Consider the following 13313-nt stretch of genomic DNA (forward strand, 5'->3'; position numbering starts at 1 on the left):
GAACAGTGACCTGCATGTCCTGAAGGAGCCACTGGGGAGAAGTGGCCGCTTCAGGGTCAGTGCTGGTTGGAGGCGAGACGGCGGTGTTCGAGGAGAGTGGCAAGGGCGTAGGCGCCGCCGCCGGCGAGGGTAAGGACCCAATAGAAGTTGGGAGTGCCCAGGAGGAGGGCGGCGGTAGAGGTGAGGGCGAGCCAGGTGCCGAGGGTGTAGTGGAGGAGGTTGCGGCGGGCGGCGCCTTCGGCGACGTACATGAGGCCGACGACGAAGCCGGAGCCGGTGGGCCAGAGCAGGGTCTGGATGTCGGGGTGGTCGACGGTGGCGCTGAGTCCGGTGATGGCGAGGAAGAGCGCGGCGAGTGCGGTGACCCAGGCGACGCCCAGGAGTTGGCCGGTGCGGACGGTGGCGGGGTCGGTGTCGGCGCGCTGGGCGCGCAGGGCGGCACGGGTGGCCTGGACGGTGCCGAGGGCGAGTCCGCTGCCGAGGAGGACCATGGGCAGCCAGCCGGGCAGGTCGAGTAACGGATTGTCGCCCTGGGAGAGGGCGGCGGAGCCGTGACCGAGGACGTAGGCGAGGCCGAAGCAGCTGTAAGTGCCGAGGTTGGCGACGTCTCCGGAAGCGCGGCGGACCGGGGACGACTGCTCTGCGGTGGCGATGACGGGATACATGAATATACCTCAGGGGGGTATTGAGTGGGCCGTGTTGGACCGAGGACGGGAGATGAGGGCTTAGCGCGGAGCAGAGGTGATGCCGGATCAGCGGGCAGCGGGCAGCGGGCTGTGCCGCTCGGCCAGTGAGGCTGCGGGGACTAGGCCCGGGGAAGGATGACGACCTTGCCGGCTACGGTGCGGGATTCGGCGAGTTCGAGGGCTGCGGCGGCGTCGGTGAGGGCGAAGGTGGCCGCAATCTGGGGGGCGAGGATGCCGCGGGCGACCAAGAGCAGGACCTGGGTGAGGTCGTTGCTCATGCGCTGCTGCCAGGCCTTCTGGTTGCGGCGCTTGCCGGCCCAGAGGTTGTAGAAGTGGGCGCTCCTGCCGTTGGGCAGGACGTTCCAGGCGAAGAGCCGTGCGAACAGCTTCAGAACTGGGAGTTGGGAGCTGCCGTCCTCGTCCTTGGTGGCGGCGCTGCCGTAGGAGACCAGGGTGCCGCCGCGGCGCAGGAGCCGCCAGGACTGTGTGATGGCGGCGCCGCCGACGTGGTCGAAGACGGCGTCGACGCCGTCGGGCGCGATCTCGCGGATGCGGGCGTACAAGTCGGGGTCGCGGTAGTCGAGGGGGATGGCGCCGAGCTCGCGGACGAGGTCGTGATGGCGGGGCGAGGCGGTGCCGATCACGGTGATGCCGGCGTGGCGGGCCAGCTGGACGAGGGTGGAGCCGACGCCTCCGTTGGCACCCAGGACCACGATCGTCTGCCCGGATCGGACTTCGGCGACGCGGTACAGCATCTGCCAGGCGGTGACGCCGTTGACGATGACCGTTTCGGCGGCGGCGGGGTCGACCTCCGCGGGGATGGGCAGTAGGCCCGCAGCGTCGACCAGCAGGTGGCTGGCCCAGGCGCCGGTCTTGGTGATGGCGGCGAACCGGCGCCCGATGAGCGCGGCATCCACCTGCGGGCCGATCGCGGTGACGGTGCCGACCAGGTCGTAGCCCGGCACGAAGGGGAAGGGCGGCTGGTCGTAGTACTTGCCGCGACGCATCTGCTGCTCGGCGAAACTGACGCCGGTCGCCTCCATGCGCAGGACAACCTGGCCAGCGGCAGGGGCGGGCAATTCCTGCGTGCGCAGGTGCAGGCCGTTCGGCTCCACTTTGCCGGGCAGGACGATCTCGGTGGCGAGGGTGGTGGCGGTGCTGGTCATGGTTGCCCCTGAAGGTTTCGACTGTGCGCTTACACCCGTAAGGCTATGCGCGTTAACTCCCGTCAGGCAAGAGGTATCGACAGTAAACTTACGGCGTTAGGCGAAGCCGCAGGGGCGGAGGGGAGGTGCGCGGCGTCGCCGCCGAGAAGGGCTAACACTCATAAACTTGTATGCGTAAGATTACGAAGATGAATGAGGCTGACGTGACTGGTCTGGACACACCTCAACAAGTGGCCCGCGTGCGCAACCGGCGCGGCGAGGGCGGCCGACTGAGGGAGGACATCATTGATGCCGCCTCCGCGCTGCTGGACGAGACCGGCGACGAGCGGGCGATCACCCTGCGGTCGGTCGCGCGCAGGATCGGCATCGCCGCCCCGTCGATCTACCGCCACTTTCCCGACCAGCCGGCCATCATGCTGGCCGTCGTGGAACGGGAGTTCGCTGCGCTGGCAGACCATCTGCGCGAGGCCGCCCAGCACGCCGGAGATGATCCGCGGGAGCGGCTGCACGCCCTCGGCCGCGCCTACCTCCGCTACGCGCAGGACCACCCCGGCCGCTACCGCACGATGTTCGGCGGTCTGTGGATGCCAACTCTGGGCGACAACTCCCTGACGGAGGAGCAGCTCACCGGCCTCGGCGCGCCGGCCTTGCGCATTCTGGCCGACGCCCTGGCCGACTGTGCCGCCGCGGGACAGTCGACGGTCACCGATCCGGAACTGGATGCCGTCACCCTCTGGATCTCCATGCACGGCCTCGCACATCAGTACGCAGTCATCCGCATCTTCCCGTGGCCCGCGGAGAGCGTCGCCGACGCCATCATCGCCAGGGTGGCCAAACTGACCTCGCGGTAGAGCCGCCGCCGGCCCACCATGTGGTCCGGGAAGCGGTTCCGCGCAGTGCGATCGGCGATCGCGAGTCCGAAAGACCGCCCCAGTTCCCGTGCCTGCATGGCCCTGTAGGAGAGTCCCGGGCTCTGGCCGTCGTCGGTGAGCGCCAGATGCCCGCCTGAGGCCGGTTTCGGCAGATCACGTTCCTGGCCCTGTTCATACGCCGCTCTCGTGGCGTGCCGCCCTGCTGGGGTACTACTCGCGCTGGACGGAATCACCGTCAACGCTCTCCAGGCGCCAGGCGAAGGACTGCTGCCCGCGAGGCCGACCAGAGGGCGAGGGGGCGCGGGCACCGAGATCGCCCAGTACCCGACCGACAAGCAGGGCCACAAGCACTACAAACAGCAGACGTTTGCCGGTTCGTCCAGCGTCCGGGACGCACGACAGCCGCCCGCCCTCCTGCTGCGGGAACCCCTCAACCGCCCGGGTCAGGGGACGGCGTTTACGACGTTGACCGTCCATGTGCCCGGGGACTGGATCCTCACGAAACCGGGTCCTGGAATGGTGGCCGTGCCCCGGGTGCCGCCGTCACACTCCAAGCGGTCTTGCCTTCCGTCGTCGAAGGAGAAGAAGCCGAATGAGTTCCGGCTGTACTTGTCCGTGAAGTCGAACCGGAAGCGTCCCTCGGTGCCTCGCCAGCTGAAGACCTCCGAGCCGGTCCCGATGACCCGGCCCCGAAGGGGCCGCAGTTCATCGACGGCAATCCGGTCAAGACTCCAGCGAGCAAATCCGTTCGACTCTCGGCCGGCTCTCGCCACCTTGACATGCGTGTACTCGCCCGGCAGCACGAACGTATGGGGCGCGGTGCCCCACGTCCGCAGCAAGTAGCCCCCCGTCCTCTTCACACTCGGCGTGTCGATGACCGGCGTGATCGTAAAGTTCGTCAACGGCCCGCGAGAGCGCACCACGAGAACGGCCGGGCTCCCTGCCGCCCGGTGCACGGGCACCGTCCTTGTACGCCAGCCACCGACCGGAAATCCCTCAAAGCTCATGCTCCCCCCTCAACGTCCGACTTCCAGGGCATGATGCGCACGCGCCACAGATCGTACTGACGTCCGCTCCAAAGGTCGTCTCCTTCCCATCATGGCTTACAGCGAACCCTTCCCGACGTGCGCCGGGCGATCCACCACCTGGTCTCCGAGTGCACAACTGCCGGGCAGCCACCAGGCTAGGGCCTGTTCCTCCGATCACGATCGGAGCCAGATGGGGAGTCCGGCAGCGGTGACAGTGCCGAGATAGACATATCCGCGCTTGTCGGGGACGGCCGCGTCCCGGACGCGGAACGCGGATCTTGTCCATGACCGGCTCCAACTGTGTGCAGTCCGCCCGTTGTCCCGGCGTGATCAGTAGAGACAGCGGGCGACAGTGGCCCTCCGCGGCGATGTGAATCTTGGTCGTCAGGCCGCCGCGGGACCGGCCGAGAGCTTCTCCCGGAGCGCCACCCCCTCCAAGGAGGCATGCGGCATCGCCCTGGGCGACAGCCGCCGCAGTGACCTTCGGCGTGCCCCTTTGAAGGGATCGGCGTCGGCGGCGGACTGGATGTGCCGCAGGAGCCTGTCCCAGGTCCCGTCGGCCGACCACAGCAAGTGCCGCTTGTGGACGGTCTTCCATGGGCCGAAGCGTTCGGGCAGTTCCCGTCACCGCACCCCGGTGCCCAGCCGGTGGATGATCCCGTTGATCACCTGCCGGTGATCGCGCTACCGGCCGCACCGGTTGTCACTCACCGGCAGAAGCGGCTCCAGCGCCCCAGGCCTGCCGCGCGAGTTGCCCACCGGCAACGCACTGAGTGCGGCCACTGCTGGCGAACCCGGTTCGTGCATCACCCGCGTAACAAGATGATCCGCTTCCTTGTGCGGGCCGGGTCCACGCCCGTGAAGTGGACTGATGCACTTTCCGACAGCAGGCGGTCCGTTTCTCCGCCACCTGCGCATGTGGCACGCCGCGCCGGCCCTTCTCGTAGTGGTGACAGTGGTGGCGTTCCTCGTCCTTCTCCCGTCCGACGGCGCGCGCTCGGTGCCCAACAGCCCCTGCCGACCGACCGATTCGGCGCGCGAGGACAGGCCCGCGCCCCCCGACCTCGACGGGGACGGCTTCGTCGATCTGGTGCACGAGATCTCCGACACGGCGGAGAACTTCGACGTGACCGTCGTGCCCGGCTCCGAGCACGGTCCGGACCACGACCGCACGACCGTCCTCACCAACGATGACCTCGGTCTGCCGGACGACATCCAGACGGGCGACGACCCGTGGCAGCCCACAGTCGCCGACCTGGACGAGGACGGCCACGCCGACCTCATCGTCAGCGGCGCCGCCCAGGTCTTGTGGGGAGGCCCCAAGGGTCCGCAGGCCGGCGGACCGCACGGGCGCGTCCCGCTGCCGGGCAGCGGATACCGCACCGCGCCGATCGCCGGCGACTTCGACGGGGACGGCCACACCGACCTCGCGGCCTTCAGGTTCTCGAACGAGGATCAGGAACTGGTCGTCCTCAAGGGACCGTTCAAGCGCTCCGGCGCTCCCACCCGGACCGTGGAGATCCCCAGCCCCGTCCACGAGGGCGCGTCACCCATGCTGGTCGCCGGGGACGCGAACGACGACCGCGCCACCGATCTCGCGCTCTACGACTCCCCGTGGGATCCGCCCCTGCTGTTCACCGGCGGCGCCCGGACCGCCGGCGGGCTGAGCAAGGAGCCCGAGCGGCTGCCGGAGGGCGAGAACGTCGTCTTCGGCGACTTCGACGGCGACGGGCGGCAGGACGTCGCCATCGGCCGGAGCTTCGTCGACAGCTACGACGAGATCGACACCCCCCACCGACGCGGCCAGGTCAGCGTCCGCTACGGGAAGGAGCCGGGCAAGTGGGTCACCATGGATGGCGGCGACTTCAAGGAGGGCTTCGGCACCAGGCTCGCCGCCGGAGACTTCAACGGCGACGGCTGCGACGACCTGGCCGTACAGCTCACCAAGAAGAAGGAGACGGGGGACGCGCGGATCGAGGTGCTGCGTGGCGGCTCCGAGCACGGGCTCGGGTCGAAGCCCTGGCGCTCCACCAAGCGCTCCGTGCCGGGTGACAACGGCCCCGTCGACGGCACGCTCTTCGCCGTTGACGACTGGGACAGCGACGGTCGCGCAGAACTGGCCCTTCTCGGCGGGGACAGATGGTGGATCACCGACGGCACGGACCGCGACGAGCTTTCCTTCCCGGTCGCCCCCAGCAACGACCGAAGGTCGTAGGCATGCCTGTTGTCCCCGGCCCCGTAGCGGGTGGCCGGGGGCGCCCTCCGGGGCCTGCACTTGTGTCGGGCGGCCAGGACGAGGCTGCTGACGTGGCGGATGCGGCTGTCGCCGGGGCGGTGTCCCGTATGCCGTAGATCAGCAGATGCAGCATCAGCCGCGGATCGCAGGGCGGGGAGCCTCGCTTCTCGGTGCAGTCGGCCAGGACCGGCCCCAGGTCCAGCACTTCGCCCACCAGGCCGGCGACGAACCGGGCCAGGTGATCCTGGGGCAGGTCCGGCCGCCGGCGGCTCATGGAACGATGATGACCTTGCCTCGGATCCGGCCGGCCTCGCTGAGGCGGTGGATGACGCCGAGGTCGGCCAGTGGGCGCGACTCACTGATGTCGATGGTGACCACACCCGCGTCGATGAGTTCCACCAGCGCCGCCAGATGTTCCACATCGTTGCGGGCGACGATGTGCATCGCAGTCACCCCGGCATCAGCGGGCGGCTCGATCGGGGTGGCGATCGAGACGATCCGCCCGCCCGGCTGCACCAGCGGCGCCAGAGCCGCGGCGTCCGGCGGGCTCAGCGGGACCAGGTTGAGCAGCGTGTCCACCGGGCCGTCGAGCGCTGCAACCACCGGCTTGGCGGTGTAGTCGATCACTTGGTCCGCCCCCTGCCGCCGGACCGCCTCGGCGCTGCGGGCTCCGGCCGTGGCGATCACCTCGGCTCCTGCGTACTTGGCGAGTTGCGTCACGAAGCCACCGACACCTCCGCCCGCACCGTTGACCAGTACCCGCTGACCGGCGGCTGCCTTCCCGTGCTCGAACACCGCCTGCCACGCCGTGAGACCGGCCACGGGAAGGGCCGCAGCGTTCGCAAGAGGGATGGAGGCGGGGGCCGCGACCAGCGTGGCCACGGGCGCCCGTACGTACTCGGCGGCCGCACCCGCGCTGTCGAGCCGCCCGACGACCCGGTCGCCGACGGTGAACCCCTGCGCACCCGCGCCGATCTCGGCGACAGTGCCGGCAACGTCCCATCCGAGCGTGTAGGGCAGGTCCAAGGGTAAGAACGCCCGCAGCAGTCCGCCCCGCAACGCGGCCTCGGTGGGGTTGAACGAGGTCGCCGCGACATGGATGAGCACTTCACCGGCTGCGGGCTGAGGGCGCGGAACGTCGTCGTAGCGGATCACGGACGCGTCGCCGTACTCGTGGATACGTGCGGTCTTCATCTTCATGCCGCGAATCTACGACCGCACTCGGAGACGATCCATGCGGCAGAGCGCCCAGTTCATACGCGTACGTCTCGCCCGCGTAGTCTCACCGCATGGATGTGCTCAGTGACGTCATCGCGGTGATGCGGACCGGGCGGCCTCGGTCGGCGCACGTGCGGTGGCATGCCCCGTGGGGGCAGGAGTTCGCCTCCGTACCGGGGTCGGCGGGCTTTCAGGTGATCCTTCAGGGCTCCTGCTGGCTACTCCCTCCAGACGCAGAGCCCGTCCCGCTGGGCGTGGGCGACGTGGTGTTCCTGCCCCACGGCAGTGGACACACCCTGGCCGACAGCCCCAAAACCCTGGCGACGGCCCCCGCCTGCGGCCCCGACGACCCCCGATTGTCCGAGCCCTACGCGTCGGACAGCGTCGACCGGACCGGAGACGGCGGTCCAGTCACCGTCGTGCTCTGCGGGACCTACCAGCTCGACCCTTCCCGCACCCACCCGCTGCTGCGCGACCTGCCGGACCGGATCCACCTCCCCGCGCACCCCGATCAGCACCCGGAACTGCGCTCGGCCGTGGGGCTACTGGCCACCGAACTGGAGCACCCGCGCCTCGGCACGGACGCGGCCGTTCCCGCGCTCCTGGACACACTGCTGCTGTACATCCTGCGCATCTGGTTCAACGAACAGCCCGCCCGGGGCAACACCACCGGCTGGGCCGCCGCGCTCAACGACCCACCGGTCGCCGCCGCCCTCCACGCCATCCACCGGGCCCCGGCGGCACCGTGGACAGTGGCGAAACTCGCCGCGGAAGCAGGGCTTTCCCGCGCACCGTTCGCCAGGCGCTTCGCCACACTGATCGGCCAACCACCCCTCAGCTACCTGACCTGGTGGCGGATGACCACGGCCGCGCGCCTGCTGCGGGCATCGGACGCACCATTGAAATCCGTCGCCGCCCAGGTGGGCTACGCCTCCGAGTTCGCCTTCGCCACCGCGTTCAAGCGCACGCACGGGACAGCCCCCGGCACGTTCAGACGCCGGAGCTGAATCCAGCGCAGGCGTCCTGAGCACGCTCAGCTGTACGTGACTGGGTACATTCGGGTGCACTCCGCCAGCGGGTAGCCGGTTACTGAGACACGCTCCCAGGGTGCGTTTCCGCATCCTGTATCGAGCCGTCACGGGGTGGCAAACCCTCCGGGCCGGCAACGACCGGAAGCAGCGAAGGTGGGTGCAGAGCTGGGCGGGACGCGGCCGGCGCTGGCTGGACCAGGTGGTTGCGCGGTTAACGGCCGTGCGACAGTTGCCGATTGCTTCGGCCGGCGGGGAAAGCGCGCGGTGGAAAGCCGCAACGACTGCGGCTGACCCCTCCCCCACCCACCGATCGCGCCCGATCCGCAGAAGACAGCGAAAGTGCCGCTCACCTCCATCCCAGCGCTTGCTTTGCCTATCGAATCTCGATAGATTCCCATCGTGTTTCGATGGAAGGGTGGGTCATGGGAAAGCTGACCGTACGTGCGCTGCGCGCCGTGGTCGTGGTGGTGCTCGTCGGCACCGTGTTCGTGCAGGCATTGATGGTGTGGACATTGTTCAGCGGGAGCGACCCGGAGGACGGGTCGCTCCCGCTGACCGCGCTGCGGGTGATCACGATCCTGGGCATGCTGTCGGCCCAGGTCGCTTTGATCTGCGTATGGCGGCTGGTGACGATGGTGCGACGCGCAACCGTGTTCTCCCACGCCGCCTTCCGGTACGTGGACGGCGTGATCGGCTCGATCGTCGGGGCTGCCGTCCTGTGGTTCGCGGTCACGGTCATCAACGCGCCGGGCCAGCGGGACGACCCGGGCGTCACCGTCATCATGGGCGGGATCGGTGTGGCCATCCTCGGGGTCGCGCTCATCGTCCTCGTGCTGCGGATGCTGCTCGCCCAGGCCGTCGCGCGCGACATCGAAGCGTCGCAGATGCAGGCCGAGCTGAACGAGGTGATCTGATGCCGATCGCTGTCGACATCGACGTGATGCTGGCCAGACGGAAGATGTCCGTGGGCGAGCTCGCGGACCTCGTAGGGATCACGCCCGCCAACCTGGCGGTACTCAAGAACGGCCGCGCCAAGGCGGTGCGCTTCGCGACGCTCGCCGCACTCTGCGAGGTACTCAAGTGCCAGCCGGGCGACCTGCTGCGCTGGGAAGCCGAGGACACCGCAGGCGAATGACGCGCCCTTCCAAGCCCCTGCCACGCGTCGAGCTACCACAAGGGCGACCAGAGACTTCGATCAGCCGTCGTACCGCTCGATGTGGACTGGCACGACCCGGCCGGGCCCGAACCTTCCCAGGCAAGTCCCGGCACGGGCACCACAGGTCAGCCGTCACCGCCGGTACGGCGCAGGTGCTCTGGAGGTCGCTCATCCACAGGCGGCGACCCTCACCCGCTCCAGGCACCAGGCACCGTCGTCGCCCTTGGACTTGAAGCGGATGCGGGCGGGGAAGCGGTCGTGGTCGCTGGTCTCGAGCCGGGCGGTGGTCCGGGAGCGCTGATGAGGCTCCTTGAATCTCCCCACCCAGTTCTCGGGGGCGGGGCAGAACTGCTCGTCCGAGATCCCCATCTGCGGCCCGCCGGTCTAGGTCCAGGGATCAGGCAGACTTCTGGCCAAGTACGCGAAGGCGACCACGTCGACCACGGAACCTATCTTCGGCAGAGGCTCGTTTGTGCGGCATGGCCGACCGTACGCCAGGCACTTGTGCCCCCCGTACACGGTCACGCCGTCGGGTCCGCACGGCGAGCGGGCAAGCTCCTCCCCCCTTCGGGTCAGGCTCACATCCGGACGCATCGGCCGCGCCTTGCCAACACCCCTGCTGAACAGGCGAGATGGACATGAGTGAAGAGATTGTCCGAGAACGCCCGGTTGCGGTTCACCACCCCTGGAATATCACATTCCGCGCATGAGTGAATGCGGAGCGTAGCGCTCTCTCGCCCCGTTTCGCGTGGGCCTCGACGAAAGGGCACAGGCATGCCTCCGGCCATGCGTAAGAAGACAACCACTCCCAGGGCACGGCGGCTGGCCGCCGCAGCAGTCGCGCTGGGCAGTTTCCTGGCACTCGCCGTCCCGGCGGCACCCGCCGGCGCGGCACCCGCCGACCCGGTGCCGACCGTCTTCTTCGGCGACTCCTACACCGCCAACTTCGGCATCGCCCCCGTGAACAACATGGACAACGAGAGAGGCTGGTGCTTCCAGGCCACGGAGAACTATCCCGCCGTCGCCACCCGGAGCCTGGCCGACAACGGCATCACCCTCGACGTCCAGTCGGACGTCTCCTGCGGAGGCGCGCTCGTCGAACACTTCTGGAAGGAGCAGCAGCTGCCCTTCGGCGCCGGGACGCTCCCGGCGCAGCAGGACGCGCTCAAGGAGGACACCCAGCTGGTCGTGGGCGGTATGGGCGGCAACACGCTGGGCTTCACCAGCATCCTCAAGCAGTGCTCCGCCAAGCTCCGGGGCGACGAGGGAGCACTGCTGCCCGGGTATCCGCTGGACCCGGACAAGCCAGCGGGCGAGTGCCGGGAGTTCTTCGAGTCGGAAGACGGAACAGCATGGCTGGACTACCAGTTCCAGCGGGTCGAAGGGGACCTGGAGGAGATGCTCCTGCGCATGAGCTACTTGGCTCCGGACGCCGAGCGTGTCCTGGTCGGCTATCCCCGGCTCGTGCCCAAGGACACGACCCAGTGCCTGACCGCGGCCCCTGGCCAGACGGAACCACCGTTCGCCGACATCCCCCAGGACGCGCTGCCGGTCCTGGACCAGGTCCAGAAGCGGCTGGACGACGTCATGAAGAAGGCCGCCGCGGATGACGGTGCCGACTTCGTGGACCTCTACGACCACACCGGGAACAACACGGCGTGCGACGGCGCCGACCGGGGCATCGGCGGCCTGCTGGAGAACTCCAAGCTCGAACTCCTCGGCCAGCCGATCCCGTGGTACGCACACCCCAACGAGAAGGGCCGTGACATCCAGGCCCAGCACGTGGCCACCAAGATCGAGCAGATCCTCAACCGGTAAGAGCCACAGCCCCTGCTGGAGACCGCTCCCGCATCCCTGCCGCGCGCGGGTCCGGCTCCCGCCCTCACCCCTCAGCGAAGCCCCAGGCCATCGGCCTGGGGCTTCGACGTGCGGCTGCCTCCCGGACCGGACACCACGAGTTGCTTGACCTTCGCGCTGTGCCGACAGTGGGGTCCACGTCGATGACACCGCCGAGGGGTCAGCCGACCTGCCTGATGGCGCACAAGGGCATGGCGAGCAGCGCGACGATCACGGCGACGAGAACGGGGCTGGCGCAGGCCCCTATTCCGGCATACGCCACCGTGCTGTGTACCTCGGATCATGGCCCGAGGTACAGCCGGGCCGCGCGCGGGCACCTTGCTTAGAGGCCGCCGAGCGCTCGGGCATCAACTCGGTCGTGTTCGTGTTTGCAGGGAGTCCCGTAGGGGCGCCCGCAGGTGCCCAACTCAACTTTGCGAAGCGCGAAATGCTGCTGGAACTCGCGCCATTCCTCGTCGGTCGGGTCCCGGTATTCAGCCTCCGGTCGAACGCGGCGCCGTCGGGCGAGGAAGGACCGGTAGGAACGGATGAGGTCGATCTGGAACACGGCAAGGTGTGCAGGTCCGTCAACACCAAGTGGTTTGACCAATTGACCAAACTCAGGAGCAGTCGGTGGACGTCAGCTACTTCGATGCCCACGGGCACGTTCCGCTGCGCGTGGCCCTGCTGCTGGCCGCGGTTGGGGGCATCCTGCTCACCGCGCTGGGCGGGCAGCGCGCGGATCATGCAGTTGCGCGCGACCGCCCGCAAGCATCGCCGGGCCGACCACAGGGCTGTGAAGGCCGGGACCAAGGACTCGTCGAAGGCCCGGCGATAGCCCGGACTACCGGGAGTCCGCCACAGGCCGCTGCTTGTAGAAGGACTCCTCCAGGTAGACGGCCTCGTGCGGCTGGTAGGGCTCCTCCAGGTAGGCGGCCTCGTCTTCGTCGAGTTCGACGTCCACTGCGGCGACCGCGTCGGCCAGCTGGGCCGGCTTGGTGACCCCGACGATGGGCGAGGTCACCGCCGGGTTGCGCATGACCCAGGCCAGGGCGACCTGGGCCGGAGACAGACCCCGCCTGCCCGCGATCTCGTGGACGCGCTCGGCCACCGACTGGTCCTCCTCGCGGTAGAGGATCTTGCCGCCCGCGTCGGTCTCGGCACGCGCCGTGGCGGCGTCCCGGGCCCGCGTCAGCCTGCCCCGTGCCAGCGGGCTCCACGGGATCACGCCGATGCCCTGGTCGGCGCAGAGCGGGATCATCTCCCGCTCTGCTTCCCGGTGGATGAGGTTGTAGTGGTCCTGCATCGACACGAACCGGGTCCAGCCGTTCAGGTCAGCCAGGTACAGGGCCTTGGCGAACTGCCAGGCGTACATGGAAGAGGCTCCGATGTAGCGGACCTTCCCGGACTTGACCGCGTCGTGCAGCGCCCCGAGGGTTTCCTCGATCGGGGTGTCGTAGTCCCAGCGGTGGATCTGGTACAGGTCGATGTAGTCGGTCCCCAGTCGCTTCAGGGAGGCGTCGAGCTCGGCGAAGATCGCCTTGCGGGACAGCCCGGCGCCGTTCGGGCCGGGTCGCATCCGCATCCAGACCTTGGTGGAGAGAACGACCTCCTCGCGCCGGGTGAAGTCCTTGACCGCCCCGCCGACGATCTCCTCGCTGCTTCCGGCGCTGTACCCATTGGCCGTGTCGAGGAAGTTGACGCCGCCCTCGAGGGCCTGCTTGATGATGTCCCGGCTGGCGTCCGCGCCCAGCGACCAGGGCTCGCCACCTCGGTCCGGCTCGCCGAAGCTCATACAGCCGAGGGTGATGGCGGAGACTTCCAGTCCGGTCGTTCCGAGTTTGATGTATCGCATGCTTCCGAACCTAGGAGTTGGAGTGCGCTCTGACGCAAATACGTCTCGGTCCGGAATTCGGAGACGGGTGGCATGTGCGCCCTGTCAGCTTCGACCGTTTCAGCCGGACGTCAGCGAACCCAGTGGTAGCAGGTAACAAACTGTCAATTCTCGGCCGAGCGCGTGGGGCACTACTCAGCCCCCTGACGGCAAACCGCCCTCGCGGGTCCCGTCGCCACGACCGATCATC

13 protein-coding genes and 1 pseudogene are annotated in these 13313 nt (G+C 68.8%); 6 read left to right on the forward strand and 8 right to left on the reverse strand.

Annotated features, from left to right (window positions below; translation table 11 throughout):
• Positions 1-56: 56 nt before the first annotated feature.
• Positions 57-665, reverse strand: coding sequence for an ABC transporter permease (locus tag ACIBK5_RS02235; protein WP_399015243.1), 609 nt, complete (start codon positions 663-665; stop codon positions 57-59).
• A 140-nt stretch (positions 666-805) separates the two neighbouring features.
• Positions 806-1852 carry a medium chain dehydrogenase/reductase family protein gene (locus ACIBK5_RS02240; protein ID WP_399015244.1) on the reverse strand — a complete coding sequence of 349 codons (1047 nt, stop codon included), beginning with the start codon at positions 1850-1852 and terminating at the stop codon, positions 806-808.
• A 188-nt stretch (positions 1853-2040) separates the two neighbouring features.
• On the opposite strand from ACIBK5_RS02240, the gene ACIBK5_RS02245 reads away from it, so the two are divergent.
• Positions 2041-2703, forward strand: a complete 663-nt coding sequence (locus ACIBK5_RS02245; protein ID WP_399015246.1) for a TetR/AcrR family transcriptional regulator — start codon at positions 2041-2043, stop codon at positions 2701-2703.
• 464 nt (positions 2704-3167) lie between these two features.
• On the opposite strand, the gene ACIBK5_RS02250 is transcribed toward ACIBK5_RS02245, so the two are convergent.
• Together ACIBK5_RS02250 and ACIBK5_RS02255 are read right to left on the reverse strand one after the other, a co-directional pair.
• The gene (locus ACIBK5_RS02250; RefSeq protein WP_399015248.1) at positions 3168-3731 is read right to left on the reverse strand and encodes a hypothetical protein; all 564 of its coding nucleotides are present in this window, start codon (positions 3729-3731) and stop codon (positions 3168-3170) included.
• Between the two features lie 405 nt (positions 3732-4136).
• Positions 4137-4370: a hypothetical protein gene (locus ACIBK5_RS02255; RefSeq protein ID WP_399016205.1), complete on the reverse strand. Its 234-nt coding sequence runs from the start codon at positions 4368-4370 to the stop codon at positions 4137-4139.
• Between the two features lie 253 nt (positions 4371-4623).
• Between ACIBK5_RS02255 and ACIBK5_RS02260 the strand changes: the two genes are divergently transcribed.
• The gene (locus tag ACIBK5_RS02260; RefSeq protein ID WP_399015250.1) at positions 4624-5967 is read left to right on the forward strand and encodes an FG-GAP repeat domain-containing protein; all 1344 of its coding nucleotides are present in this window, start codon (positions 4624-4626) and stop codon (positions 5965-5967) included.
• Positions 5968-6097: 130 nt separating this feature from the next.
• Here the strand turns inward: ACIBK5_RS02260 and ACIBK5_RS02265 are convergent.
• Positions 6098-6241 (reverse strand): annotated as a pseudogene (locus tag ACIBK5_RS02265) (IS5/IS1182 family transposase); the annotation flags it as partial.
• A 17-nt stretch (positions 6242-6258) separates the two neighbouring features.
• Positions 6259-7188 carry an NADP-dependent oxidoreductase gene (locus ACIBK5_RS02270; protein WP_399015252.1) on the reverse strand — a complete coding sequence of 310 codons (930 nt, stop codon included), beginning with the start codon at positions 7186-7188 and terminating at the stop codon, positions 6259-6261.
• Between the two features lie 89 nt (positions 7189-7277).
• Here ACIBK5_RS02270 and ACIBK5_RS02275 point away from each other — a divergent pair, with 89 nt between their 5' ends.
• From ACIBK5_RS02275 to ACIBK5_RS02285, 3 genes are all read left to right on the forward strand, one after another.
• On the forward strand, positions 7278-8213 hold the full coding sequence (locus ACIBK5_RS02275) for an AraC family transcriptional regulator (protein WP_399015254.1): 936 nt from the start codon (positions 7278-7280) through the stop codon (positions 8211-8213).
• A gap of 446 nt (positions 8214-8659) precedes the next feature.
• A complete protein-coding gene (locus ACIBK5_RS02280) occupies positions 8660-9151 on the forward strand; it encodes a DUF2975 domain-containing protein (RefSeq protein ID WP_399015256.1) in 492 nt (163 codons plus the stop codon).
• On the forward strand, positions 9151-9372 hold the full coding sequence (locus tag ACIBK5_RS02285; protein ID WP_399015257.1) for a helix-turn-helix domain-containing protein: 222 nt from the start codon (positions 9151-9153) through the stop codon (positions 9370-9372). The genes ACIBK5_RS02280 and ACIBK5_RS02285 overlap by 1 nt, the downstream gene beginning before the upstream one ends.
• Positions 9373-9561: 189 nt before the next feature.
• Here ACIBK5_RS02285 and ACIBK5_RS02290 read toward each other — a convergent pair whose 3' ends face one another.
• Positions 9562-9762, reverse strand: a complete 201-nt coding sequence (locus tag ACIBK5_RS02290; protein ID WP_399015259.1) for a hypothetical protein — start codon at positions 9760-9762, stop codon at positions 9562-9564.
• Positions 9763-10179: 417 nt separating this feature from the next.
• Here ACIBK5_RS02290 and ACIBK5_RS02295 point away from each other — a divergent pair, with 417 nt between their 5' ends.
• Entirely contained in the window at positions 10180-11211 is a 1032-nt protein-coding gene (locus ACIBK5_RS02295; protein ID WP_399015261.1) for an SGNH/GDSL hydrolase family protein, read from the forward strand.
• An 862-nt stretch (positions 11212-12073) separates the two neighbouring features.
• Here the strand turns inward: ACIBK5_RS02295 and ACIBK5_RS02300 are convergent.
• On the reverse strand, positions 12074-13084 hold the full coding sequence (locus ACIBK5_RS02300) for an aldo/keto reductase (protein ID WP_399015264.1): 1011 nt from the start codon (positions 13082-13084) through the stop codon (positions 12074-12076).
• Between the last annotated feature and the right edge of the window lie 229 nt (positions 13085-13313).

Origin of the sequence: Streptomyces sp. NPDC050546 (genome assembly GCF_044457425.1) — a bacterium.
Classification (GTDB): Bacteria; Actinomycetota; Actinomycetes; order Streptomycetales; family Streptomycetaceae; genus Streptomyces.